This window comes from Mucilaginibacter koreensis (genome assembly GCF_054783355.1).
In genome coordinates this window covers 177,370-202,778 of sequence record NZ_BAAGQS010000001.1, presented here as the reverse complement: position 1 = coordinate 202,778, position 25,409 = coordinate 177,370, and the positions used below count along the sequence as shown (strand labels likewise).

The 25,409-nt window shown below is 43.7% G+C and carries 28 protein-coding genes; 4 read left to right on the top strand and 24 right to left on the bottom strand.

Annotated features, from left to right (window positions below; genetic code table 11):
- Positions 1-6: 6 nt before the first annotated feature.
- From nuoK to ACYVNW_RS00830, 18 genes are all read right to left on the bottom strand, one after another.
- The gene (gene nuoK, locus ACYVNW_RS00915; protein ID WP_460677950.1) at positions 7-312 is read right to left on the bottom strand and encodes an NADH-quinone oxidoreductase subunit NuoK; all 306 of its coding nucleotides are present in this window, start codon (positions 310-312) and stop codon (positions 7-9) included.
- Positions 309-860: an NADH-quinone oxidoreductase subunit J family protein gene (locus tag ACYVNW_RS00910; RefSeq protein WP_460677949.1), complete on the bottom strand. Its 552-nt coding sequence runs from the start codon at positions 858-860 to the stop codon at positions 309-311. The genes nuoK and ACYVNW_RS00910 overlap by 4 nt, the downstream gene beginning before the upstream one ends.
- Complete coding sequence (locus ACYVNW_RS00905; protein ID WP_460677948.1) at positions 857-1,447, bottom strand: 4Fe-4S binding protein; 591 nt, start codon at positions 1,445-1,447, stop codon at positions 857-859. Before ACYVNW_RS00905 ends, ACYVNW_RS00910 begins: the two co-directional genes overlap by 4 nt.
- A 60-nt stretch (positions 1,448-1,507) precedes the next feature.
- On the bottom strand, positions 1,508-2,578 hold the full coding sequence (nuoH, locus tag ACYVNW_RS00900) for an NADH-quinone oxidoreductase subunit NuoH (RefSeq protein WP_460677947.1): 1,071 nt from the start codon (positions 2,576-2,578) through the stop codon (positions 1,508-1,510).
- A 175-nt stretch (positions 2,579-2,753) separates the two neighbouring features.
- A complete protein-coding gene (murI, locus tag ACYVNW_RS00895) occupies positions 2,754-3,560 on the bottom strand; it encodes a glutamate racemase (RefSeq protein WP_460677946.1) in 807 nt (268 codons plus the stop codon).
- A gap of 65 nt (positions 3,561-3,625) precedes the next feature.
- Positions 3,626-4,135 (bottom strand): OmpH/Skp family outer membrane protein, encoded by a 510-nt coding sequence (locus tag ACYVNW_RS00890; RefSeq protein ID WP_460677945.1) that lies wholly within the window; start codon positions 4,133-4,135, stop codon positions 3,626-3,628.
- 49 nt (positions 4,136-4,184) lie between these two features.
- Positions 4,185-4,715, bottom strand: a complete 531-nt coding sequence (locus ACYVNW_RS00885; protein ID WP_460677944.1) for an OmpH/Skp family outer membrane protein — start codon at positions 4,713-4,715, stop codon at positions 4,185-4,187.
- A gap of 15 nt (positions 4,716-4,730) precedes the next feature.
- Positions 4,731-7,280, bottom strand: coding sequence for an outer membrane protein assembly factor BamA (bamA, locus tag ACYVNW_RS00880; protein WP_460677943.1), 2,550 nt, complete (start codon positions 7,278-7,280; stop codon positions 4,731-4,733).
- 61 nt (positions 7,281-7,341) lie between these two features.
- The gene (locus tag ACYVNW_RS00875) at positions 7,342-8,082 is read right to left on the bottom strand and encodes an isoprenyl transferase (protein ID WP_460677942.1); all 741 of its coding nucleotides are present in this window, start codon (positions 8,080-8,082) and stop codon (positions 7,342-7,344) included.
- Between the two features lie 420 nt (positions 8,083-8,502).
- Entirely contained in the window at positions 8,503-9,012 is a 510-nt protein-coding gene (locus ACYVNW_RS00870) for an ExbD/TolR family protein (protein ID WP_460677941.1), read from the bottom strand.
- Positions 9,013-9,123: 111 nt separating this feature from the next.
- Positions 9,124-9,915, bottom strand: a complete 792-nt coding sequence (gene porG / locus ACYVNW_RS00865; RefSeq protein WP_460677940.1) for a type IX secretion system protein PorG — start codon at positions 9,913-9,915, stop codon at positions 9,124-9,126.
- 9 nt (positions 9,916-9,924) lie between these two features.
- Positions 9,925-10,803 (bottom strand): NAD kinase, encoded by an 879-nt coding sequence (locus tag ACYVNW_RS00860; protein ID WP_460677939.1) that lies wholly within the window; start codon positions 10,801-10,803, stop codon positions 9,925-9,927.
- A gap of 9 nt (positions 10,804-10,812) precedes the next feature.
- Positions 10,813-11,475, bottom strand: coding sequence for a CBS domain-containing protein (locus ACYVNW_RS00855; RefSeq protein WP_460677938.1), 663 nt, complete (start codon positions 11,473-11,475; stop codon positions 10,813-10,815).
- Between the two features lie 4 nt (positions 11,476-11,479).
- Entirely contained in the window at positions 11,480-12,247 is a 768-nt protein-coding gene (locus tag ACYVNW_RS00850) for an alpha/beta fold hydrolase (protein WP_460677937.1), read from the bottom strand.
- A 114-nt stretch (positions 12,248-12,361) separates the two neighbouring features.
- A complete protein-coding gene (locus ACYVNW_RS00845) occupies positions 12,362-12,811 on the bottom strand; it encodes a GatB/YqeY domain-containing protein (protein ID WP_460677936.1) in 450 nt (149 codons plus the stop codon).
- 27 nt (positions 12,812-12,838) lie between these two features.
- Complete coding sequence (locus ACYVNW_RS00840) at positions 12,839-13,600, bottom strand: SDR family NAD(P)-dependent oxidoreductase (RefSeq protein WP_460677935.1); 762 nt, start codon at positions 13,598-13,600, stop codon at positions 12,839-12,841.
- Between the two features lie 278 nt (positions 13,601-13,878).
- Positions 13,879-14,319 (bottom strand): DUF5606 family protein, encoded by a 441-nt coding sequence (locus tag ACYVNW_RS00835; protein ID WP_460677934.1) that lies wholly within the window; start codon positions 14,317-14,319, stop codon positions 13,879-13,881.
- 85 nt (positions 14,320-14,404) lie between these two features.
- Positions 14,405-14,842, bottom strand: a complete 438-nt coding sequence (locus ACYVNW_RS00830; RefSeq protein WP_460677933.1) for a peptidylprolyl isomerase — start codon at positions 14,840-14,842, stop codon at positions 14,405-14,407.
- A 214-nt stretch (positions 14,843-15,056) separates the two neighbouring features.
- On the opposite strand from ACYVNW_RS00830, the gene ACYVNW_RS00825 reads away from it, so the two are divergent.
- Positions 15,057-16,238: an asparagine synthetase B gene (locus tag ACYVNW_RS00825; protein ID WP_460680987.1), complete on the top strand. Its 1,182-nt coding sequence runs from the start codon at positions 15,057-15,059 to the stop codon at positions 16,236-16,238.
- Between the two features lie 72 nt (positions 16,239-16,310).
- Complete coding sequence (locus tag ACYVNW_RS00820) at positions 16,311-16,691, top strand: PH domain-containing protein (protein WP_460677932.1); 381 nt, start codon at positions 16,311-16,313, stop codon at positions 16,689-16,691.
- Between the two features lie 139 nt (positions 16,692-16,830).
- Here the strand turns inward: ACYVNW_RS00820 and ACYVNW_RS00815 are convergent, their stop codons facing one another.
- The 3 genes from ACYVNW_RS00815 to lpxK are packed head-to-tail and all read right to left on the bottom strand — an operon-like array spanning position 16,831 to position 20,765.
- Complete coding sequence (locus ACYVNW_RS00815; protein WP_460677931.1) at positions 16,831-18,924, bottom strand: putative porin; 2,094 nt, start codon at positions 18,922-18,924, stop codon at positions 16,831-16,833.
- On the bottom strand, positions 18,917-19,738 hold the full coding sequence (locus tag ACYVNW_RS00810) for a purine-nucleoside phosphorylase (protein ID WP_460677930.1): 822 nt from the start codon (positions 19,736-19,738) through the stop codon (positions 18,917-18,919). Before ACYVNW_RS00810 ends, ACYVNW_RS00815 begins: the two co-directional genes overlap by 8 nt.
- Positions 19,701-20,765 (bottom strand): tetraacyldisaccharide 4'-kinase, encoded by a 1,065-nt coding sequence (gene lpxK, locus ACYVNW_RS00805; protein ID WP_460677929.1) that lies wholly within the window; start codon positions 20,763-20,765, stop codon positions 19,701-19,703. Before lpxK ends, ACYVNW_RS00810 begins: the two co-directional genes overlap by 38 nt.
- An 85-nt stretch (positions 20,766-20,850) precedes the next feature.
- Here lpxK and ACYVNW_RS00800 point away from each other — a divergent pair, with 85 nt between their 5' ends.
- Complete coding sequence (locus ACYVNW_RS00800) at positions 20,851-21,759, top strand: serine hydrolase (protein WP_460677928.1); 909 nt, start codon at positions 20,851-20,853, stop codon at positions 21,757-21,759.
- 11 nt (positions 21,760-21,770) lie between these two features.
- Here ACYVNW_RS00800 and ACYVNW_RS00795 read toward each other — a convergent pair whose 3' ends face one another.
- Both ACYVNW_RS00795 and ACYVNW_RS00790 read right to left on the bottom strand, forming a co-directional pair.
- The gene (locus tag ACYVNW_RS00795) at positions 21,771-22,436 is read right to left on the bottom strand and encodes an HAD family hydrolase (protein WP_460677927.1); all 666 of its coding nucleotides are present in this window, start codon (positions 22,434-22,436) and stop codon (positions 21,771-21,773) included.
- Between the two features lie 61 nt (positions 22,437-22,497).
- The gene (locus ACYVNW_RS00790; RefSeq protein ID WP_460677926.1) at positions 22,498-22,752 is read right to left on the bottom strand and encodes a hypothetical protein; all 255 of its coding nucleotides are present in this window, start codon (positions 22,750-22,752) and stop codon (positions 22,498-22,500) included.
- A gap of 592 nt (positions 22,753-23,344) precedes the next feature.
- On the opposite strand from ACYVNW_RS00790, the gene pruA reads away from it, so the two are divergent.
- A complete protein-coding gene (gene pruA / locus ACYVNW_RS00785) occupies positions 23,345-24,982 on the top strand; it encodes an L-glutamate gamma-semialdehyde dehydrogenase (protein ID WP_460677925.1) in 1,638 nt (545 codons plus the stop codon).
- 71 nt (positions 24,983-25,053) lie between these two features.
- On the opposite strand, the gene ACYVNW_RS00780 is transcribed toward pruA, so the two are convergent.
- Positions 25,054-25,386 (bottom strand): hypothetical protein, encoded by a 333-nt coding sequence (locus tag ACYVNW_RS00780; RefSeq protein ID WP_460677924.1) that lies wholly within the window; start codon positions 25,384-25,386, stop codon positions 25,054-25,056.
- Positions 25,387-25,409: the final 23 nt, after the last annotated feature.

Below are 25,409 nucleotides of genomic sequence, written 5' to 3'. Positions count from 1 at the left end.
GTTACTTTATTCTCCTAATTGTGTTACTTCCTCAGGGTTGATAGTTTTATAATGCCGGTATACATTCAGCACAATAGCCAGTGCCACGGCGGTTGAAGCAGCGGCCAGCACAATGGCAAACAAGGCAAATGTTTGCCCGGCATTGGCCGCCTTATCAAATCTTCCAAAAGCTACCAAGTTTAAAATGCCTGCATTCAGCATCAGCTCTACGCCAATTAATATTTGTATGGCATTGCGCTTGGCTACTACCATGTAAATACCAATGCAAAACAAAGCTGCGCCTACCAGCAAAAAATCAGTTAATGAAATCATGCGCCAGCCTGCTCCTTTCGTGCCAGGTGAGCTGCACCTACCAGGGCCATTAACAACAATATGGATATGGCCTCGAAGGGCAGCAGATAGCGGGTCATTAAATTAATGCCGGTGTTATTAATCATCGTATCATTAGGGGTAATGATATCCTGACTATTGATCGCATTTTGTATCCAGGGCAGTTCGTTAACATTTTGCCTTAAAAACACATTAACCAGCACTACCAAAAACAGTGCAGCAAGAAACAATGCAGGCAGGTTGCCTAAGGATAGCCACTTAAGCGGCGTTTTCTGCAAAGCAGACAAAGTTTCACGCCCCGAAAGCATAAATGCAAATATCACCAACACCAAAATACCACCTACATATACCACCACCTGGGTGATAGCCACAAAATCGGCCAGCGCCAGTACATATAAACCTGCCAGCGCAAACAAGGTGATGAAAAACATAAATACCGAACGCACCAGGTTAGGCGTAGCAGCTACGTAAATAGCCGAACCCAATGCCAGCAATGCCATCAGATAGAACATTACCTGTACCAGCGTCATGCGTTCTTGTCCCCTTTCTTTTTCATGGCGGCCAGTTTGGCAGCTTGCTTTTCGGCTAATTGCTTATCCAGCAGGGCGCGTTTTTCGGCAGCTTCCTCATCCGTCATATCCGAAAAACTGTAGGTGAGTTTACCCAAATCGAATACGCTACGGTCATATTGGTTGGTCATGGTGATGCATTCGGTGGGGCATACTACCGTACACAGGCCGCAGTACATGCACTTAGCCATATCAATATCAAACTTAGCAGCATACAAGCGCTTGGTGGTACCATCGGAGGTTTGCCCAATGGCCTCCGTTGCTTTGATAGCATCTATATTGATACAATCCACCGGGCATACCTTAGCACACAAATCGCATACTATGCAATCGTCTATTTCTACATCTAACTGGTAACGTCCCACCTCGGGTACGGGTAACTGCTGTTTAGGGTACTGGATGGTGTTGGTACCTTCTAATTTCTTAAAATAATTATCATTGCTAACCGGCGTAATTTCCCGCTTCTTTTTAGATGCAAAAAGGTGCTTTATGGTAAGGACTAAGCCCTGCCAGGAAGTTACTAAACCGTTTAACGCTTGTTTTATCATCAGTTATCTGATTCGTTACTTCTTCTCATGATTAAAGTAACGAACTCTTCTATTTTAAATTTACATTACATATAAACGCCACACGCCCGAAATGAGCATGCATAAAAAGGCCAATGGCGTCAGTACCTTCCAGCACAAATTCATCAGTTGATCTACCCGAAGGCGGGGCAGCGTCCAGCGTATCCACATTTGTACGCCTACCAAGCCTAATGATTTCAATAACACCCATATGATACCCCAGGCTACACCAGTAGTCCAGTCGGCCAGTTTAACGGAACCTATGTTGGGCAAGGGCGTATTCCATGCGCCTAAAAACAAGATAGCCGCCAACATAGATACCAGGAACATCATGGAATATTCGGCCAGAAACACCAGTGCAAAACGCATCCCGCTAAATTCGGTGTGAAAGCCAGCCACCAACTCTGATTCCGCTTCCGGGATATCAAAGGGTGCCCGGTTACTTTCTGCTAATGAGGCAATAAAATAAATAACGAAAGCCACTATCAGATGCGGTGCCCTGAAAATGTTCCAGGCCAGGATGCCGCCTATATGTGAAACATCCCAAAAGCCGAAAAACTTATTTACCTCGGCCGAACGTATGCCTTGCTGCAAGGCCACCTGCTGTAAATCCAGCGTTTGAGCAATCATTACTACTGAGATCAGCGCAAAGCCGGCGGGTATCTCATAAGAAATAATTTGCGCAGCCGAACGCATGGCACCCAATATGGAGTATTTATTGTTCGACCCCCAACCTGCCATCAGTATGCCTAAGGTTTCGATGGAGATGATAGCAAAAATGTAATACAGGCCTAAATTAATTTTTGAAGGCACTACACCCGGCGCCCAGGGCAGCGCTGCAAAACCCAGGTACACCGCTACAAAAATGATGACCGGCGCCAGCATAAACAAAATTTTATCGGCAGCAGCTGGGATGATTAGCTCCTTTTGCAGCATCTTCAGCATATCGGCCACTACCTGCAGTGAGCCGTACTTACCGGTTTCAGTTGGGCCTAACCTATCTTGTATAAATGCAGATACCTTGCGTTCGGCATATACACCAAACATTGTAAATAAGGCCACAAAGGCAAACACGCCTATAGCCACTGCAATATATATGAGATAAAATTCCAATACCCTTGTATACTTAACCCGGCAAAATTAGTCAATAAAGTTTAGTTTCAGCAGTGCTTGTTTAGAAGGATTTTAGATTTGCGATTTAAAATTTCACTAAACAGATTGTTGAAAGCTTTGACTACGACATTGCGACGTAGGAAGCAGCGATGTATTGCTGATTGATAAGCTTCCCTCAATCCCAAATGGACTGCCGCTCCAGATGAATTTGGTCTTTGAAAAACAAGCGGGTACTTTGCTCAAACGATTTGGTATAATCGGATACATAAAACCGATGCTCCCCTGCTTTTTGCGGGTTCAGCAAGCCTTTCTTTTGTAATTCAGTTTTTAGAAAGGAAGCAGTAAGCGCTGCGTTGTCTATAATATCTACTTGGTTATGATAGTATTCGGCAATCTCATTTTTAATCAACGGGTAATGCGTGCAACCCAAAATAAGACTATCAATGCCCTGTAATTCGGGAGCCGACAGATAGGACTGGATAATGGTATTACTAATGTTATTATTGAAAAAGCCCTCCTCAATCATGGGCACCAGCAAAGGGGTGGCCATGGAGTGTACTTCAACATCAGGCTTCTGTTCATGGATTTGGCGCGCGTAAATGTCTGACTCAATAGTGGCTTTGGTAGCTATCACCCCTATTTTACGGTACGGCCCGCCGGTCACCATGTGGTATACCACCGGGTCAATTACACTATAAATGGGTAATTGATCGCCCATAAACTGTAGCACATCCTGGTAAGCCAGCGATGATGCCGTGTTGCAGGCAATTACAATTACCTTACAGCCCTGATCTATTAAAAAGCGTGTGATCTTCAGCGAATAGTATTTGATGGCTTCAGGCGACTTATCACCATAAGGCAGGTGGGCAGTATCGCCAAAGTAAATGAGCTGCTCGTTGGGCAGGGCACTGCTAATGGCACTGGCTACAGTTAAACCACCAATACCCGAATCAAAAATACCAATAGGCTGATGCGCTTGCATAAGGCCAAAAATAAAAAAAGCGGAGGCAAATGCCCCCGCTTTTTGGTTTAAACAATAGTTTTAAATTACTTGATGCCTAATTTGGCTTTAACAGCAGGCTGCATGTTATCAGCTGCCGGCTTAACAATCAGGTCTACGTTGCTTTCGTCTAATACATAAGCATAACCTTTTTCTTTAGCTACTGCAGTGATGGCACCACGTACTTTATCGGCAACCGGTTTCATCAGCTCCTGACCTTTAGCCTGTACTTTTTGGCTTGCATCATTGTTGAAATCCTGCATACGCTTTTGAAAATCCTGCAATTCAGATTCAGCAGCAGTTTTGGCAGCGTCATTCATAGTGGCCTGGCCTTTTTGATAGGCTTCGGCTTTCTTTTGAAATTCGGTCTGCATACTGTTCAATTGATCAACATATGATTTTTGGAAAGTATTGATCTGTGTTTGAATGCCTTTAACTTCTGGCATGGTTTGCATCAGTTCATTGGTGTTTACATAACCGATTTTTTGCGCGTTAGCAAAGCCGGCCACAAACAGCATACTTACTGCAACTAAAGCAACCTTAAATAGTCTTTTCATTGTTCTTTTTTGTTCTGTGTTTAATTGGTGCGATTTTATATAAAATTTTCTACTTTGCAAATACCCCGGGCTTTAAACCTAAACGTGTAATTACATCTGCGCTTCTATCATAACGCGGATTAGCGTACAGCATCATCACTTCGCTGTTTTTGTCAAATATCATGTCCAGGTTCTGCTCTTCGGCTACACCCTGTACAGCTTTAGCCACACGGTCCTGAATAGGTTTAATCAGAGCACTGCTGCGCTGAGCCAGTTCGCCATCGGGGCCAAATTTTGAGCGCTGGAAGTCTTTGGCTGCTTTTTCTTTGTCTACGATCTCGGCTTCACGGCGCTTCTTCATGTCGCCTGTCATCAGCACCTGGTCGGCCTGGTATGATTTGTACAACCTTTCAATTTCCTGAAAGCGGCTTTCGGTTTCCTTTTGCCACTGCTGAGATAAAGTGCCCAGTTGTTTTTGCGATGAAGCATATTCAGGAATATGTTTCAGGATATAATCCGAATCTACATATGCAAACCGCTGTGCCAGTGCACTTGCAATGCTTATGAACGTAAAAGCGAGTGTAATAATTATCTTTTTCATTACAAATATTTACAATTAATTGAATCCGCCGTTCAAGCTTTGTGAGATAGAGAAGTGGAACTGACCTTTGTTGGCATCAGAAATACCAGGAATGCGGTCAAAACCATAACCATAATCTAAGCCCAGCAAGCCAAATATAGGTAAATAAATACGGGCGCCCACACCAGCCGAACGTCTGATGTTAAACGCATTGAAGCTGCTAAAATTGTTCCATACGTTACCACCTTCCAGGAAAGTTAACAGGAAGATTGTTGCCGACTGGCTGGCAATAACCGGGTGGCGTAACTCGAGCGTATACTTGTTATAAATAGGGCTGCCCGGGTTATTAGCCGAAGTATAATTACTACCCACCGGAACGATAGAGAAGTTCTGGTAACCTCTTAAACCGATGATCTCGCTACCCTGCAGGAACTGGTAAGTTGCCATACCATCGCCACCTAATTTAAAGCGCTCAAACGGCGATTGACCAACCTGCTTGTTATAATAACCCAGGAAGCCAAAGCGCACCTGCGACATTACTACCAGTTTACCTGTGATACGGGTGAACCATTGTGCATCAAACTTCCACTTGTGGTATTCTACAAATCTGTAACGCTCAGCCGGTGTGGCAATGGCGTAGTTGGTATTGTTGAACAGTGAGTATGGAGGTGTAGCCTGTACCGTGAACCTGATGTTTGAACCTGATGAAGGATAAATTGGTTGATCCAATGAGTTACGACTTAGCTCCTGTGTTAACTTGATATTGATTGAAGTACCATCAGTAAACAGGTAACCAGTAAAATTATCCAATTTATAGTGATCAAAGTTTAACGAGTAGTTCAGCTGGAACAAATCGTCTGGCCAGTGCAAACGTTTACCTAAAGTTACACCAACACCATTAATACGTAAAAAATTATAATACGGACTGCTTTTTGGATAAAACTGACCTGTAGAACTTAGCTGCGTATAAGCACTCAATCCAAAATAGATCGGTTTCTTACCACCCAACCATGGCTCAGAGAAGGTAAACGAAAAGTTCTGGTAGTTTTTACCGTTAGCTTGTCCACGAATACTTAGTTTTTGACCGTCACCTTTAGGCAGTGGTTTATAAGCTTTAAGGTTAAACAGGTTACGTACTGAGAAGTTGTTGAACGTTAAACCCAAAGTACCTACCAGCTGACCACCACCAAAACCACCGGAAAGTTCCACCTGGTCTGACGGTTTTTCTACCACATTATATACCAAATCCACGGTACCATCCTGCGGGTTAATATTGGTTGGGCGCGGGTCGATTTTTTGCTCATCGAAGTTGCCTAACTGAGATAGTGCACGCACACTGCTGGTAATACCTGTTTTAGAAAATTTTTGCCCTGGTTTAGTTCTTAACTCGCGGCGTACCACTTTATCATTGGTTACATCGTTACCTTTAATCACTACGCGGTTAATGGTATACTGTGCACCTTCGTATATACGAATATTCAGGTCAATGGTATCATTATATACACGTGTTTGTACAGGATCGGCACTATAAGTTAAGAAGCCGTTATCCAGGTACAGAGTTGAAAGGTCATCGCCATTGGGTGTAGGGCCGCTTAAGCGCTTATCCAATTCCTGCTCGCTGAATACATCACCTTTTTTCAAACGTAAGATCTTATTCAGCACATCGGTAGGATACTGTGCATTGCCAGACCAAGTAATGTTGCCGAGGTAGTATTTAGGACCTTCGTACAGTTTAATTTTCACATCAACTGTATTTGCATCGTGGCGGGCAACGGTATCGCTCAGTATCTCGGCGTCGCGGTAACCTTGGTCCTGCATTTTTTCAATCAGTGTTTGCTTATCTTCTTCATAAGCATCACGCTTGAATTTTTTAGAACCAAAAAGGTTATAGAATTTACGCTCGCGGGTCTTTTTTAAATATTTTTTCAGCTTGGCATCACTCAGTGCCTGGTTACCTTCAAAATCAACCGAGTTGATTTTCACCTTGCTTTTCTTATCTACTGCCACATCCAGTATCACACTGTTTGCATCACCCGGATCGGGGCGCTGCTTAATAGTTACCGTGGTATTTAAAAAGCCCTTTTCGTTAAAGTGTTTTTTAATGATAGCCGTAGTGGTATTGAGCAAATTTTCATTTACAATTTTACCGGTTTTGTCATTCAGCTTTTTCTGAACGTCTTCTACCTCTCCTTTGCGTATACCGGTAATGTGCATACGCGACAAGCGCGGGCGCTCCTGTACCGCAATTTCCAGGTAAATGGTATCAAGGTTAATTTTTGTATAATACAAATGAACGTCATCAAACAATCCCTGCGAAAACAGGTTTTTTATAACGTTGGCATTGGCATCGCCGGGTAAGCTAATCCGGTCGCCTTTGTTCAGCTTTGATATTTGTATCAGGATATCTTTGTCCAGGTATTTGGTACCGGAAACTGTGATGCCACCAATAATATAGTCTTTAGGGTTGAGATAGCTTAAGCTGTCTGATGAGGTAGACAAGTTGCTCAGCGATGTACGCGGGGTATTTTGCGCCATTACAACTGTGCTCACCAACGAAAGTAAAACAGCAATAAATAATTTATTCATTCAGATATTTTAGTGGGCTAAAAATAGTTGATACAGTTGTTAAATAGTGTTAAAAGTAAAATTAGTTTACCTGCTCGCTGGTTTTGCCAAACCGGCGTTCGCGTTTCTGGTAATCCAATATGGCCTCGTACAGGTCTTCGCGCCTGAAATCGGGCCATAATTTTTGTGTAAAATAAAGTTCCGCATAGGCAATTTGCCACAGCAGATAGTTACTGATGCGGTACTCACCGCTGGTTCTGATGAGGAGCTCCGGATCGGGCAGATTACCGGTGTAGAGTTGCTTGGCAAACAAATCCTCAGTAATATCTTCTGCTCTCAATTCGCCATTTTGCACCTGATGTGCCAATTTTTGAGCAGCCTGCATCAACTCGCGGCGCGAGCTGTAGCTTAGCGCCAGCGTAAGCACCAGGCCCGTATTGCCTGAGGTTTTTTCAATAGCGCCCTGTAGTTCTTTATAACATTTTGAGGGTAACTCCTGTAAATCGCCAATGGCATTTAAGCGCACATTGTTCTGCATCAGCTTTTTAATTTCTTTATTAATGGTACTGATGAGCAACTCCATAATGGCGGTAACTTCTAATTTGGGTCGGTTCCAGTTTTCGGCCGAAAAAGTATAAAGGGTTAAAAATTTTACCCCTAAATCGCCTGCACCTTCTACCACATCGCGCACGGAAAGCACGCCATTGTGATGACCAAAAATTCTTAATTTACCTTTACCTTTTGCCCAGCGCCCGTTACCATCCATAATAATGGCCACATGCTCGGGCAGGCGCGATAAATCAATCTGATCTTTTAATCCCATGTTACCGGTTATTAACCTTCAGCCACAGTTGCCTTATTCCTGCTTACTTTCAGTTCGAAATTGTGTAAAGAATGATGGCCTGCTGTAGTAAGGGTTTATCACTTAGTTTAATTAATCAAGTACTTGTGCATTGATTTTCAAACCACTGCACCCCCATTTTTTCAGGCTACAAAGGTAAAACTTACTTTGAATTATTTTATTATGAAGGATAAAAAGAAAATGAGGTAGTGTGAAGCGAGAATTTGCTTTGGGCTTTTGTGGTTTTAAATATTTGATAAAACTTATCGGTTTTTACGTATCAACCTAAAACGTCATTGCGAAGTACGAAGCAATCTTTCGGCACTTTGCTTAATAAAGCGTATAAAGATTGCTTCGTACCTCGCAATAACGGGTGAATAAGAACTAATCAGATTTTCCGAATCAGTTTAATTGCCTGGCCTTTAATATATCAACTTCTTTGTTGGTAATATCGGTAATGGCATAAGTAGTATTTTGAGTAATATTCAATTCATCCAGTGTATTCACCAAATTACCATATTTAGAGTGAGCGCCTGGTTTTACAATTACAATTGCACTTTTACCGGTTTCAGCTTTTATCTGGTTGCGGAGATCTATCAATACATGTCTTAAATTATTCCGCATCAAATCAATTACCTGTGGTGTGCCAATTGGGTTTTCCAACACGCCGCGATACAAATACAATTTATTATTACTACCCAGGCATAAGGTAACAGAGCGCGACTGTGCAACAGGGTCACTTTTTTCGCCCACCGGCATGGTCAAATCCATAGCTCTGGGTTTAGACAATGTGGTAGTCAACATAAAAAATGTAACCAACAGGAACGCGAGGTCAACCATTGCGGTAAGGTCAACACGCAAAGAGGCGGTTCTTCTGCCGCCTGGTTTTTGGGAAACTGCTAACTCGGCCATAATTGTAAAATTTAGAATTAAAATTTGGTTAGTTGATTTTATAACTACCAAGTTAGCTGTAATTTTTTATAAGAAAAAATTATATTTTGTTATAACATCATTATTTAAAATTTAATTCTCAAAATAACATCTCTGAGTTACAAAAGTAAAGGCTATAGTAACACCCACAAAAAGATAATGGTCATGTGGGCGTAAGTCGCCACGCTGGGAACCAGCAACACCTATATTATATCCCAGCCGTTCACCCGAACGATCGGCTAAGACACGCGAAACAGGACCATTTAAAGCATTAGTATTGGCATACAAGCCACTTACATCATCCAGGTAATCAGTGCGGGCAGTACGGTACCCCATGTCGGCCCCAACCGTCCATTTACCAGCAAAATTGTATTTTACACCTGCACCATAAGGAATAGTGAGCACATAGTTACGGTAAGGAGCGCTTTGCCCTTCGGTACTGTACGAACGCAGGTAGTATGTTTGCCCCTGGTATACTGCTTTGGGGTTGAAGTGCAGCAACCCTATACCCGCATATAAATAAGGAGTAAAACGACTTTTGCTTACATCAGGAATGTATTTCAAAAAATTAAACTCCCCTATCAAACTCAACTCATCCAGCCGGGTACTGAAACTCAGGTTACGATTGTAAGATTGTTCATCATGAGATGTACTGTCGGCGCCGGAAATGCGGCCCATGGTTGCATTCAATTTTAATGAAAGGTAGCCGTTAAAATTTCGCTTTACGTAGCCGCCTACTGCACCACCGCTCAGCTTTAGCGGGTTGGCTTGGTTAAGGTCGCCTATGTATCCGGCTCCGCCGCCCATAGCACCTAACTCCCACGTTTGGGCATGCAACACAGAGGTAAGCAATAACAGTAAAACCGTGAAGTAAATTTTGGGCATTTAACAAATTTAGTAATTGCGGGCATCTAAACCCCACAACAATTTGTTTCTTAACGTAGCGAGATAGCTTTCATTATCCAGCCTGACTAAATTGAGCCTGAAATCGGCTTTGCAAATGTCGAATTTGATGGCCTGGTCAATAACCTCAGTGCGCGAATCGCAAGAGATTAAGTAGTTGGCGCTGCGGGTTTCTACCTCAAAAGTAAGTTTACTGTCATCAGGAATAACAATGGGCCGAACATTCAAGTTATGTGGCGATACCGGCGTTACCACAATACTGTTAGATTGCGGAAAGATAATAGGCCCGCCACAACTTAACGAGTACGCTGTAGAACCTGTAGAGGTAGATACAATAATCCCATCGCCCCAATAGGAGTTCAGGAACTCGCCATTCAGGTAGGCGTGCATGGTAATCATGGCCGCATCATCGCGCTTGTGTACGGTAATATCATTCAGTGCAAAATTAACATCGCCGAATAGTCGGGCATCCGAATCAATCTTAAGCATCTCTCGGCTATCAATGGTGTACCTCCCGTTTACTACTGCCTCTACTGCAGCAGCAATGTCATTTTTATTGACACTTGCCAAAAACCCCAGACGGCCGAAGTTGATACCGATGACCGGAATGCCACTATCACGAATGATGCTCACAATATCGAGCATGGTACCATCGCCACCAATGGTAATGAATAAATCGATAAAATCTTTCAGCTCGCGACCGGCGGCCAGCGCATCAAAAGATACATTGGTGATTTTACCTGTAATAAATTCGTGCAGCTGGTGATGCGGATAGATTTCTACATGGTGGGCCGACAGGCTGTCGAACAATTCCTGCACAAAAGGTAGTACTGAATCATTAAATTGCCTGCTGTATACCGCTACTCTCATATACAGGTATTATAAATTGAGGTAATTCATAAAAGAATTATAACGATCCATGGTATCATCGTCGTCATCGTTACCGTGGCTAAATACGGCTTTTACGTCATAGTCATAACGTAAAAATGCAGCGTTGATCGCAGAAATGTCCGTCTTATTAAGTTTCAGGGTAACTTCCATGCGGGTTGAATCGCCGAAGGAGCGCACATAGGAACTTAAAACCTGTGCGTTATCTGATTCAACAATCTGAGCCATGTGCGCCAATGAATTGTTACGGTTGTCTACTTCTAAAACCAAAATACCGCCCGGCGCATCTACTGCCGTAATTTCAGCAAAGTAATCGTTCATGCGGTTAAGAGTAACGGTACCCAGATAGTTTTTGGCGGCACTCAATACCGGCACAATAGTAAGCTGCTGGTTATGAAAGAGCTTGATGACATCATAAATGTGCTGATCTTCACCTACGTAAGCTGTCATCAGTCCTAAAGTTAATGAGCTAACCAGTTCCTGTGGGGTATGCTGTAATAAATCGGCCTCAGCAATAAGGCCAATAAATTGCTGGTCATTAACTACCGGAATGTGCCGCACCCTGAACTCGTTCATGCGGTCCATCACTTTCTGCACCGTATCAGTTAACTGAACGGGCAAAACAGTATCGGTAACTAATTCAATTGCCAGCATAGTATTATACTTTAACTTTCAACTTTTCTAAAAAGAGGCGCAGCAGGCGGTTAAACTCTGCGGGTTGCTCCATCATGGCTGCGTGACCACACTGGTCTATCCAGTGCAAATCGGCATTGGGCAATAACTGCTTAAACTCTTCGGCTACATCAGGTGGGGTAATTTTATCATTCTTGCCCCAAATCAAATCAACCGGAATGTTGATTTTATGCACCTCTTTGGCCATATTATGTCTAATGGCTGATTTGGCCATAGCCAAAATACGGATCACCCGGTTACGGTCATTAATGGTTTGAAACACATCATCTACCAGTTCTTTGGTGGCCGTAGCCGGATCGTAAAAAGTATATTCTACTTTTTCTTTTACAAAATCGTAGCTCTCGCGGCGCGGAAATGAGCCGCCAAAAGCATTTTCATATAAACCAGAACTACCGGTAAGCACCAGCGCCTTCACTTTCTCTAAATGAGCCAGGCAGTAAATCAACGCCACATGCCCGCCAAGAGAATTACCCAGTAAAATAAAATCATCCAGCTTTTTATAATTCACAAATTTGTGAACATATTTGGATAATGATTTTACACCTGTAGTCAGCAAAGGCAACTCATATATGGGCAGTACCGGAATGATAACCCGGTACTCATTTTTAAACTCGTCAATTACGGCTTCCCAATTGCTTAAAGCACCCATCAGGCCGTGCAGCAGTAACAGTACCTCGCCTTTGCCTTCATCGATGTACTTGAACCCCTCTTCTTCTTTAAGCAAATAATTCATACCCTGTTTATAATGGTCTAATGTTGAAAATGTCCCGGTTAATACTTTTAATAAGTAGCTGTAACCGCTATAAAATTAATCGTTTGTTACCGAGTTACAACAAAAAGCTATGTTTTACGCCAATAATTGTTTCACTACTTCCGATATGGTTTTGCCATCGGCTTTGCCAGCTAACTCTTTGTTAGCAGCTCCCATTACCTTACCCATATCTTTAACTGAAGTAGCGCCTACCCTGCTGATTAAATCTTTCAAGTAAATCTCTATCTCACCCTTGTCCATTTGCTTAGGCAAATAAGCTTCAATTACCTGCTGCTCTTCTACCTCAATCTGGTACAAATCATCACGGTTCTGGCTTTTATAAATATCGGCCGACTCTTTGCGCTGCTTAATCAGCTTTTGCAATACTTTGATTTCAGCTTCCTCGGTAACTTCTTCTGAAGCGCCTTTTTCAGTACGGGCCAGCAATAAAGCAGATTTAATGGCACGCAGGCCGCGCAAACGGGCTTCCTGCTTGGCCAGCATAGCTTGCTTAATATCCTGGTTAATGGTATCGGTTAATGACATGGTTATAGTTAAATCAATTAAAATACGTTATTGTTTACGGTTAAAAGTAGTTGCATTGGCCTGCGCAGTTGGCATCAGTATTAATTCGTTTACATTCACATGGGCGGGGCGGGTTACCATATAGTAAATTGCATCGGCCACATCAGCCGCTACCAGCGGCTCAAAACCTTCGTACACTTTTTTAGCCCGCTCTTTGTCACCCTTAAAGCGCACCTCAGAAAACTCGGTTTCTACTGCACCCGGGTAAATGCCCGACACACGTATGCCATAAGGCAGCAGGTCAATCCGCATGCCCTGGTTCAGTGCATCAACTGCAGCTTTACTGGCACAGTAAACGCTACCATTGGCATATACATTTTTACCGGCTATGGAGCTGATGTTTACAATGTGCCCCCGCTGATTTTCAATCATCCAGTTAGCTACCAGTTTGCTCACATACAGCAGGCCTTTTACATTGGTATCAATCATGGTGTCCCAATCATCATAGCTGCCATTTTGTATGGGATCGAGCCCCTGGCTCAGGCCGGCGTTATTGATCAGTACATCTACCTGTTTCCACTGCTGCGGAAGGCTATCCAGGCTCTTAACTACTTGTTCCCGGCTGCGCACATCAAAGGTAGATACCGCGATTTCTGTATTATAACGACTGTTCAGGGTTTGCGCCAGTTGTTCTAAACGATCCTGGCGGCGGCCGGTTAAAATCAGGTTATACCCTTCGCGAGCAAATAAATGGGCACAGGCCTCGCCTATCCCTGCGGTAGCGCCTGTAATGAGTGCAATTTTAGCCATAGGTAATTGTAACTAACAGCGGCGAAATTATGTTTTTTTTATTAAGGATTGAGTTGATAGCAGCTTCAATATTACAATGCAATGAGCATGTATTACTCATTGCATCAATCTTTAAAAAGACACCGCCCTTGTCATGTTGAGGCACTCGAAGCATAATTGTAGCGTTTTACAGATGAACGTTTGTGCACCCATGCTTCGAGTGCCTCAGCATGACAGCGTTTGTTCCTTTTTAAAACAATATGTAATAAATGCCTCGTAAAACAAAAGAAGCTGAGTAATTACTCAGCTTCTTTTGTTTCTTCTGCAGGTGCCGTTTCCGGTGTTCCGGTTTCGGGCTCTACGTCGTTAAAAGCCGGTAAGTCTTTTAAGATATGGTACCACGATACAATCTTTTTCATATCTGAGGCGTACACCTTGTCTTCATCATGATCGGGTGCTACTTCCCTGAAATAAGCACGCAGGGCTTTACCATCAGTTTTGGCATCAGGTACACTACCGGTAGCTTTCATGTTTTCAAAAACATCAGTTAGCTTGATATCCTCTTCGGTACCAAAAACGGTAATTTCATCTAACGCGGCCAGCTTTGAAGTAGCTAAGTTAGCTACCAGTTTGGTTTTTTGTGCGTCCAGGCTTTCTAATACAAAACCGGTTTTGTTTTGAGCCAGTGCCTTCCACAAACCGGGTTTGCCCGATACGGCTACAATTCCTTGTATGTTCATATTTAATCAGTGTTCAGTATTCAGTGGCCAGTATCGCAAAAGGAATTATACCCTATCTCATTACTGGCCACTGTTCACTCATTTACTATTCTTCAATTACTTCAATACCTAAAATTTTATCGCCCTGGCGAATATCATCAACCACGTCAACATTCTCAACCACTTTACCAAAACAAGTATGGTTACGGTCTAAGTGAGCAGTGTTTGCACGGCTGTGGCAGATAAAAAATTGTGAACCACCTGTGTTACGGCCAGCATGTGCCATTGACAGTACGCCACGATCGTGATACTGGTTCTCGCCGGTTAACTCGCAGTCAATTTTGTAGCCCGGGCCACCTGCACCGGTACCGGTTGGGTCACCACCCTGAACTACGAAGTTAGGGATGACACGGTGAAAAGTAACGTTATCATAGAAGCCTGATTTAGCCAGCTTTAAAAAGTTAGCTACGGTATTTGGGGCATCTTGGTCGTAAAACTGAACGGTCATGTCGCCTTTTTCAGTTTTGATTATTGCTTTGCTCATGATCTTTCTTTTAAAGTATAAGACCGCAAAGGTAACAAATTACGCCCGTACCCTAAACTTTTACCACCAATAATAGCTAAGCCGATTATTCGTTACCTTTGAAACACAACGCTATATTACCAACGTGCCAACTCCATCTCTTGCTAAAACCATCCTGCTATTTGTTGTTTTTTTGCTGCCTCTGCTATGCAAAGCCAGTTCCCTACTCATTCCTATGGATGAGCAGCAGAAAGATCATCTTAAGGCTTACGGTATTGCTTACTGGGTGCTTAAGAATAACCAGGAAGTAAGCTGGCTGCTGAATTACCGTGGTGGTAGTTTTATGATGAGCTATGACCAGCAAACTGAAAACGAGTGTAAGATACGTGGTGTAAGTTATGAGGTGATTGCTGACGCTAAAGCTGGCAATATCATCGCCGAAATCAGCGACCCATCGGTTAACATGGAAGTGGTTAAACTACAAAAGGCACCCAAAATGGCCGTGTACTCGCCTAAAAACAAGCTCCCCTGGGATGATGCGGTAACGCTGGTTTTAAAATACGCCGAAATACCCTATACCGTAATTTATGACGAAGAAGTAATTAAAGGCGAACTGCCCAAATACGACTGGCTGCACCTGCACCATGAGGATTTTACCGGCCAGTACAGCAAATTTTTCAGTACCTACAGGTATGCGCCCTGGTATGTGGATGATGTGAAAGGGCAGGAAGCCATGGCGCACAAGTTAGGCTTCGACAAAGTATCGAAAATGAAGCTGGCCGTGGCGCAGCACATCCGCGATTTTTGCGTGGGCGGCGGCTTCATGTTCGCCATGTGTTCGGGCACCGAAACATTGGACATTGCCCTCTCAGCTGACAAGACAGATATTTGCGAGAGCATGTTCGATGGCGACAGCGCCGACCCTGAGGCGCAGAACAAACTGGACTTTACCCAGACTTTTGCCTTTCGAAATTTCACATTGGACCGCAGCCCTTACTCGCATCAGTTTAGCAATATCGACGTTACCCCTACACGGCAGGTAGAGCGTACGCAGGACTTTTTCAGTTTGTTCGATTTTTCGGCCAAGTGGGATGTAGTGCCCAGCATGCTAACTCAGAATCATGATAAAATCATCAAAGGCTTTATGGGATTAACCACCGCCTTCAATAAAACCTACCTGAAGCCGGATGTAACCGTAATGGGCGAATTGAAGACTGCCAACGAAGCCAAATATATTCACGGCGAATACGGTAAAGGCCAATGGACTTTTTATGGTGGCCACGACCCTGAAGATTACCAGCATGCCATAGGTGATCCGCCTACCGATCTGAAATTACACCCCAATTCGCCAGGGTACCGGCTGATATTAAACAATGTACTTTTCCCGGCGGCGCACAAAAAGAAGCAGAAAACGTGATGAATTATTTGTAAAATATTTTACAACTTGCCGCCCATTTCAATTCAATTAAACAATCACAATTACAACACCATGAGTTTATTTTCAAAATTACTGGGCAATGCCGGCGTTGCTAACCCAGACGAATTATTAAAAGACTACCGCAACCTGCTGGGCGAAAATGAAGCCATCGAAATTGGCTTCAAGCTGTTTCGTGATGTATTCATCTTTACCAACAAGCGTTTAATTTTGGTAGATAAACAGGGCATTACCGGCAGCAAGGTAGAATACCTGTCTATTTTGTACAAAAGCATATCCCGTTTTAGCGTAGAAACCGCCGGGCACCTGGATTTAGATGCTGAACTCAAAATCTGGATCTCGAGCGAACTTGAACCCAGCATCAGAAAGAAGTTTAACAAGCAGGTGAATATTTATGACCTACAGCGCATTTTGGCGCAGCATGTTTGCGGATAGTATAATGCTTAATAAGCCTCCCTGTCATTTCAACCGTAGGGAGAAATCATCTACTTGCGATATTGAATGCGGTAAAAAATATTCAGCAAAAAAGCCCCGGCAACCACTTCGCCGGGGCTTTTTTGCTGAATATGAATGTCTAATTATAAAATGTCCACGAAACGCCAAACTTTAACATATGGTTACCCATGGGATACCTGTTCACGGTGTAATAACCGGGGCTGGATAAGCCTTGGTTTACATAATCATACATCAAAAACAGGTTGGTACGATACAATGTGGCTTTCACAAATACGCTGGCTACCGGATACGAACTAAATGTAACCTCGGGGCCATTATAAAACTGCCCGATGCTTAATGCATAAGATGGCGCATAGTAAGTGCTGTTGTAACGTACATTGGCCCCTATACTGGCGTTAAGTACGTTAAAGAATAAGCGGGTATAATAGATACTGGCATAATTGTAAACTTCAGGCGTACGCAGTAATGACTGCTGATCGGTTTTCTGGTATACAATATAGTCTTCTAAATGCCAGCGGCGCCACTGGAAAGTTTTACCCAAGCTTACCTTTAATAAATTGATGGCAGGTTTATACTGCGCCGGATGTGCATCAATGCCGCCGGGCTGGGCTTCAAAGTAAAAGTAGTTATTGATTAAAAAATACTCCGCTTTTAAATCCAGCTGCAGGTTGTCGTTAATATAATTGAACGATAGGTTGTTGATCTTTTGCTTGTTAAAGTAGTTATCCCCATAAGTGTAAATATAATGGTTGGATATCCAGCGGTTAAAAATGAGTGGGGCAGCATTGCTTTGGGCATAGGCACCAAATATAATACGGCCGGCCTTGTTTCCGCCCGAAAGCGTCAGCGTGGCATCATACAGGTAATCGCCAAAATTATTGTAGGCACTCTGCACTACCTGCCTGAAATCAGTGTTCAGTATTACCTGGTCGCTGAATTTGTAGCCCAGTTTGGCATTCAGTGTAATATTCTGAAAGGTTTTATTTTGCACTTCGCGCTGTTGATTGGCGTAACCGGTTTGCAAATCCAATGAATCAGTAATGTACTGATGGTAGCTGTAAATATCCTGCGTTAAGCCTAAATCCAATTTTACTTCGTTTTTTACAAAGCCGCCAGCCTTGGGGCGCAGGTAAAAGCTGTAGCTGAAATCATTACGCAAATGATTAAGCGTAAGCGAGTCACGCGATACAGTGGGGCTGAAGTAATAATCAGGAAACACATGATAAGTATCTACCTCGTTTTGCGAAAAGCGGTAGCTGCGGGCATTATAATGAAATGTATAAGACACACGCTGTGTGGGTAGCACTTTACTGGTATCGGCTGCTCCGGTTTTCTTATCAATATGCCCCAGGTAGTAGAACTGTTTAATGTAAAACCCATTGTTGGTTTGCCGCTCGCTTGAAGTATTTAACCGTACCGGTTGCGAAAGCGAACTGAACTGCTGCACCGAACTGGTAAACACATTTGGCTCAACAGGCGAGCCGTTTTCGGGTACGCGCATATTGTTCAGAATTACGTTGGCCAGCAAATTATAGCGCTTGTTCTTAGACTCGTACCAGGTAAAAAAAGCCAAACTTAACTCGCCTACATTTTGGCGCGGATAAAAGCCTTTGGAACCGATGGTATTGAAGTTGACGCCGAAGTTCCAGTTGGGTTTGATGTTCTGGCTGTGTACCAGCTTAAAATACTGCTCGGTTAAACCGCCGCCTACATAATATAAGTTGGTATAACCTACCCGTGCCCGGTAGTACTGTATGTCTTCCGGGTTAAGCATGTACACGTCAAGTGAGTGCTTGCCCACATCAAACCCTACTCCTTTGTAAGGTTCAAACAGCAAGGGGCGCGCCGGCAAACCTAAATTGCCCAGATTGATATAAGGATGCCGGGGCTGATACAGCGGACTATAATTTTCAAAGTTCCGGATACCGGTATCTAAAGGAAACACCTGTGTGCTATCATTCAGTAAGCGCTCATTAGTTACCTTAATAAATTTAGAGGTAAAAATTACAGTATCATGCTTGGTTTCCTGCCGCTTGCGCAACGTATCTAACGACTCGCTGGCCGACTGCTTACGGTTGGCCGTATCAGACAAGGCCTGCTGCGGCTGCCCCGGAAAGGTTTTGTACGGCTGGTTGGGTATCTGGGCCGAAGCCAGCTGCGCCAGCAGCAAAACCGGTATAAATAATAAGAGATGTTTTAGCTGTTTAAGCATCAATGCCTGCAATCAGTTCTTTAAGTATTAAAGTCATTTTAGGTTCGGCCTCATGCGCTACGGCTAAAATCTCGTCCAGCAGCAGCGGCTTCAGCGTTTCCGGGAAGCCCTCATCTGTGATTACCGAAACCGCAAATACCGGCAAGCCCATGTGGTTGGCCACAATTACTTCGGGCACGGTGCTCATGCCCACAGCATCGCCACCAATAAGGCGCAGGTAACGGTATTCGGCTTTAGTTTCAAGGTTAGGGCCGGTAACCGCTACATAAACTCCTTTGTGGCAGGTAATATTGTTTTGCACTGCAATATCCATTGCTTTTTCAATTAGCTGCAGGTTGTAAGGCTGGCTCATATCGGTAAAGCGCGGGCCCAGTTCTTCGTAATTGGTACCAATTAGCGGGTTATCGGGCTGCAGGTTAATATGATCGTCAATTACCATTAAGTCGCCCTTTTTAATGGCAGGGTTAAGTGAGCCGCTGGCATTAGAAACCAGCAGGGTTTTGATGCCCAGCATTTTCATGATACGCACCGGGAAGCTGATTTGCTTCATACTGTACCCTTCGTAATAATGTAAGCGGCCCTGCATAGCTACTACCTTTTTGCCGGCCAGGCGCCCGAAAATCAACTTACCTGAGTGGAACTCAAGAGTAGAGATCGGAAAGTCTGGAATGTTTGAATAAAGCAACTGCTTCTCTATTTCAATTTCTTTGACCAAACCACCAAGGCCGGTGCCCAATATAATGCCTATTTCGGGTTCAAAATCGCCAATACGGTTTTTAATAAAGGCGGTGGTACGTTGTATGTTCTCTAACATAATTTTTTATAGTGATGTTAAACTGTTCGGCTGCCTGATTTAAAAATTGGATGCCGATGGGCAGTACATATATTGGCAGCGGTTGTAAAAGCGCCATCAAGGCTTCATTTTTTAAACGTTGTGCATCCTTCTCAGTAGTGATAATCAGCTTTGATATTGATGTACAGCGATTAAAGTCATCGGCAAGTTTAGTAATATTTTTTAAGGTAAACTGATGATGATCGGGATAATTGTGCAGGATGATGCCAGGCGTATGTTGCCTGATGTACTGCAGCAGCGGTTTTATGTTGGCAATACCGGTTAGCAAAAAAACAGTAGCCCCGGCCCCCGGCATGGCTATAGTTGCACCGGTACTTAAACTTTGCAGCGGCTGGTAAGCAATGCTGGTAAAATACACTTGCTGATGCGGTAAAGGCTTAATATAGGGCAGTAGTTCCATTTGCTGCTGCTTGTTTAATTCGGGTGGACATTTGCTGACCACTATCACATCTGCCCGGCTACGGCCACTAAAAAGTTCGCGCAGGTTACCGGCGGGCAACAGCAAATGAGGTTCTTTCAAGCGGCCATATTCCATCAGCAAGATGCTGAAGCCGGGTGTAACGGCCCGGTGCTGGTAAGCATCATCTAAAATAATCAAATTGTGATCGGCTTGCAGCCTCCTGATTCCATCGGCCCGTTTTTCGCATACAGCAACGATAACTTCCGGAAATTTTTGTTTGAACTGCGCCGGTTCATCCCCAATGGTTTCGGCTGCAGCCTGCGTATCGGCAATAATGAAACCTTCGGTTTTGCGGCCGTAACCACGGCTTAGGGTGGCCAAACTATATTCACTTTTAAACAGCCTGACCAGGTATTCCGTCATCGGGCTTTTTCCTGCCCCACCAACGGTTAGGTTACCTACCGAAATTACCGGCAAATTAAATTGCTCACTTTTAAACCACCCGGCATCATAGCACCAGTTACGCAGGGTAACCACCAGTGCATACAGCAGTGAAAACGGAAATAAAAGTAAGCGCAGGTATTTCATGCCAGGCTGCAAAGATATGCTTTATGCGTTAAAGCATTTATCAACCTCAGTTTATAACTTAGGCATCTAAATAATTATGTAATTTATGAGGTACACCTTATTGATCATCCTGCTGCTGATGGGCAGTGTTGCCACTGCTCAAACTGATGCCAAACTTACCGCACAATTAAATTCGCTGTTAAAGAATTACCAGGGCCAGGCAGGTATTTATGTGCACCACCTCAAAACCGGTAAAACCGCGGCTATCAATGCAGACACTATCTTCCCTACCGCAAGTATGGTAAAGGTGGCTATTTTATGCGGCGTGATGGATAAAATTGAGAAAGAGCAACTGCAGTATAACCAGAAACTAGTTTATCGCGATTCACTTTTATATAAAGGCGAAGATATACTGGGTTCATTTAAAGATGGTGATACCATACAACTGAGTAAAGTAACCATGCTGATGATTACCATGAGCGATAATACTGCGAGTTTGTGGTTGCAAAAGCTGGCAGGCGGCGAGTACATTAACCACTGGCTGGAGCAAAATGGCTTTAATGTATACCGTGTAAACTCGCGTGTATCCGGCAGGCAGGTTTACCAGAAACAATACGGCTGGGGCATGAGCACTCCGTACGAAATGTGCCGGCTGTTTACATTAATACATGATGGCAAAGCCGTAAGCCCGGCGGCAAGCGAGCGTATGCAGCGCACGCTAAACCGCATTTACTGGGATAGTAATGCTTTAGCCGAAATTCCGCCGATGGTACAAACCAACTCCAAATCGGGTTCGGTTAATGATGCCAAATCAGAAACGGTAATGGTTTATGCCCCGCATGGCGATTACGTGTTTAGCGTAATGACCAAAAACATTAAAGACCAGCGCTGGACGGCTGATAATGAGTCGGAAGTGTTAATCAACAAAGTATCGGCTTTGTTGTGGCATTATTTTGAACCAAAAAGTAAATGGAAACCGGCAGCGGGTATAGAAAAGTTTATGCGTAATGAGTAAGCAGGATTGATCTATAACAGTTGGTGTTGTAAAATATATTTTTCTACATCATGCAGAGAAAGAAATAGCCGATCAGCTGCTGTTAATTTTTCATGATCGGCCCTGTTGCTTTGCACCGCGTAACAAACAGCCCCTGCGGCTTTTGCTGCGCTCAATCCGGTAGTTGTATCTTCGATCACTAAACATGCTGACGGCACCTGCCCTAACCGCTGGCAAGCCTGTAAATATCCTTCAGGATGGGGTTTAGGTAAGCTGATATCATCGCGGGTGATGATGAACTGAAAGTAATGCTGTAGTCCGTTTCGTGCAAATATGGCCTCTACATCTGCCCTCGCGCTCGAGGTGACGATAGCCATCGGAATATGGCGTTCTTTAATAAACTGCAACAACTCTACCGCATAAGGCATCAGTGGCACATCTTCCTGTTGAAAACGACTTACAGAAAGCTGCTCGCGGCGGGTAATCAGGTCATCCAGCGGCACAGGCAACTGGTAAGTACCAATAATGTGCCGCGCATTCACCGGCAGGGTTTTACCAACATAATTTTGCATCCAGTCCTCAAAAGTTAACTGCACACCATACTCATGCAGCAGAATGTTCCAGCTTTCGAAATAAAAATATTCAGAATTGATTAAGGTACCGTCGAGATCAAAAATAACGGCTTTGAATTGCGGCATCGGTCAAGAATATAGTAATAAAAAAAGCCGGGAGCTTTCATCTCCCGGCCCATATTGCGGTTTATTGTTTGCCGTTATAATCTTCGTCGTTATTGTCTTTGCGCACTTCAGATTCAATTCCTTTTTCGGGTTCTAAAGTAAAAGAAGCTGATGATGCTTCAGTAGCGCTGTCCCATCCTTCGGTATCAGGTACATCGGTTTGGCCAATCAGGCCATCGGCTTCCTGCGTATCTGAACGGCGCCCCTGGGCTCCTTGCTGTGCATCGTCTTGTGTGTCTGGTGTATTGTTGGTATTGGTGTTTTCTGGCGTGTTCATATCGGTTCTATTTAATGTTGTTTATTAACGCATCAAAACGCCGGTTGTTTATTTTGTATATCCGATATTAATGATCACCAGACGGTGCATTACAAAAAATTGAATAAATCAAATCCTACTTACCACCCACAGAACACTAATTTTTAGTTAAATAAATCACCCTAAAAGATAATGCTAAAAAATTCATTTAATCAAAGTATTAAAATAAAACTAAAATCTGGGATATGTTAATTAAATGATAACTAATTATAAATAAGAATATTGAATTAGTAAAAGTTAGTAAGCGGTAAACTAAATGTTAATCAGGAAAGTTCTTATTATACAAAGTGTAAGAGACTAACCAATAGTAAAATACTTATTAATTATGGTAACATTAATCATTATACTGGTTGCTATAAATGCGGTGTTAATCGTAAGCAAACAGTCAAACCATTTGCATAATTAAGCTGCTTAAGCTTAAACGAAAATATACAGGCCTCTTTTTAGAGGCCTTTTTTGTTTATTCCGGTGCTTCTTTACATCTGCTTAACTAATACGTTTCTGCCATTCTCCTTACAAAGCCCTATCTTTGCACTATTAAAATTAAGCATCTATGTTGAAAGGTTTTTTTAATGTACCAGAGCCGGTTAACGAGCCGGTATTAAATTATGGTCCGCGCAGCGTTGAGCGTGCTGCTTTAAAAGCTGCCCTCGATGAGGCCCGCGCCCAGCAACTGGACATTCCGATGTATATTAACGGGCAGGAAGTACGTACCGGTACCACGGCCGAAATTCGCCCGCCGCATGATCACCAGCATTTACTGGCTACTTACCATGAAGGTGATGCCAGCCACGTACACGCCGCTATTGATGCTGCCCTGGCCGCGAAAGCTGATTGGGAAAACCTGGCCTGGGAGCAGCGTGCCGCTATATTTTTAAAGGCTGCTGAACTGATTGCCGGCCCGTACCGCGCCAAAATAAATGCGGCTACCATGCTCGGCCAATCTAAAAACGCCTACCAGGCAGAAATTGATTCGGCTTGCGAGTTGATAGACTTTTTGCGCTTTAATGTGCATTACATGACGGAGATTTACGCCCAGCAGCCACCTGCCAACGGCAAAGGCGTTTGGAACCGCGTAGAGCAGCGCCCGCTGGAAGGTTTCGTGTTTGCCATTACCCCTTTCAACTTTACCGCCATTGCCGGTAACCTGGCGGCTTCGGTAGCCATGATGGGTAACGTAGTAGTATGGAAACCTGCCCCTACGCAGATTTACGCCGCTAACGTAATAATGGAAGTGCTGATCGCTTCCGGTTTACCGGCAGGTGTCATCAACCTGATTTATGTGGACGGCCCGATGGCAGGTGATATTATTTTTAGTCACCCTGATTTTGCAGGCATTCATTTCACCGGCTCTACCGGGGTATTCCAAAACATTTGGCGTACCATTGGCGAAAACATTCATAAATTCAAAAGCTACCCGCGCATTGTGGGCGAAACCGGCGGTAAAGATTTTGTGCTGGTACACGCCAGCGCCAATGCCGATGTAGTAAATACTGCATTAGTACGCGGCGCTTTTGAATACCAGGGGCAAAAATGCTCGGCTGCTTCACGCGCCTATATTCCGGCATCGCTTTGGCCTGCGGTAAAAGAGCGCATGCAGCGTGACATTGCCAGCCTGAAAATGGGCCCGGTAGAAGATTTTGAAAACTTTGTAAACGCTGTAATTGATGAGCGTTCGTTTGATAAGCTGGCCCGCTACATTGATGCCGCCAAAGCCGACCCAAGTGTAGAAATTATAGCTGGTGGCGTGCATGATAAAACCAAAGGCTGGTTCATTGAGCCTACCGTGATTCAGGTGCAGGACCCGTATTACGTAACCATGTGCGATGAGCTGTTCGGCCCGGTGCTTACCGTTTATGTATACGAAGATGAAAAATACCTGGAGATGATGGATATAATCGACAAAACTGGTATTTATGCCTTAACCGGTTCCATCATTGCTACTGACCGTTATGCTATTGCCGAGGCTACCCACCGCTTGCGCAATGCGGCCGGTAACTTTTACATTAATGATAAACCTACCGGTGCCGTGGTAGGTCAGCAGCCTTTTGGCGGTGCACGCGGTTCGGGTACCAATGATAAAGCAGGCTCTGCTTTGAACTTGCTGCGCTGGGTATCACCCCGCACTATTAAGGAAACCTTTGATCCGCCAAAAGATTATCGTTATCCGTTTTTGGATAAAGAGGTATAGTCTTATTCATACAAAACAAAAAAGCCGCTCTGTGAAGCGGCTTTTTTGTTTTGTATGGGCGTGCCCGGTTATCAACTGTTGATTAAACGCTTCGTGCTGCCAATCTTTTTGCCGAAAGTTTTAAGCCGCTCATGCAGGCGCTGAAATTTGACGTGATGGCGCAGTTGTATCTCGTCTATATGCCCCAATTCGGTAATGCTGTAACATTTAGGGTTTTGTTCGGCCATGCTGATTGCTACAGTTTCTTCAAATAAACCCAAGGGGCGATAATTATAATCCACACGCACAATGTTGGATATAGATAAAATATACCACTGTTTTAATTCGTCGGCGCTTAAGCTCAACCATTCGTTAACGGCTATTTCTTTAAGTTTAAAAGTGTGTCTATGTTGTACAGTAATCATGATGCTGATAAGGTAAATACACT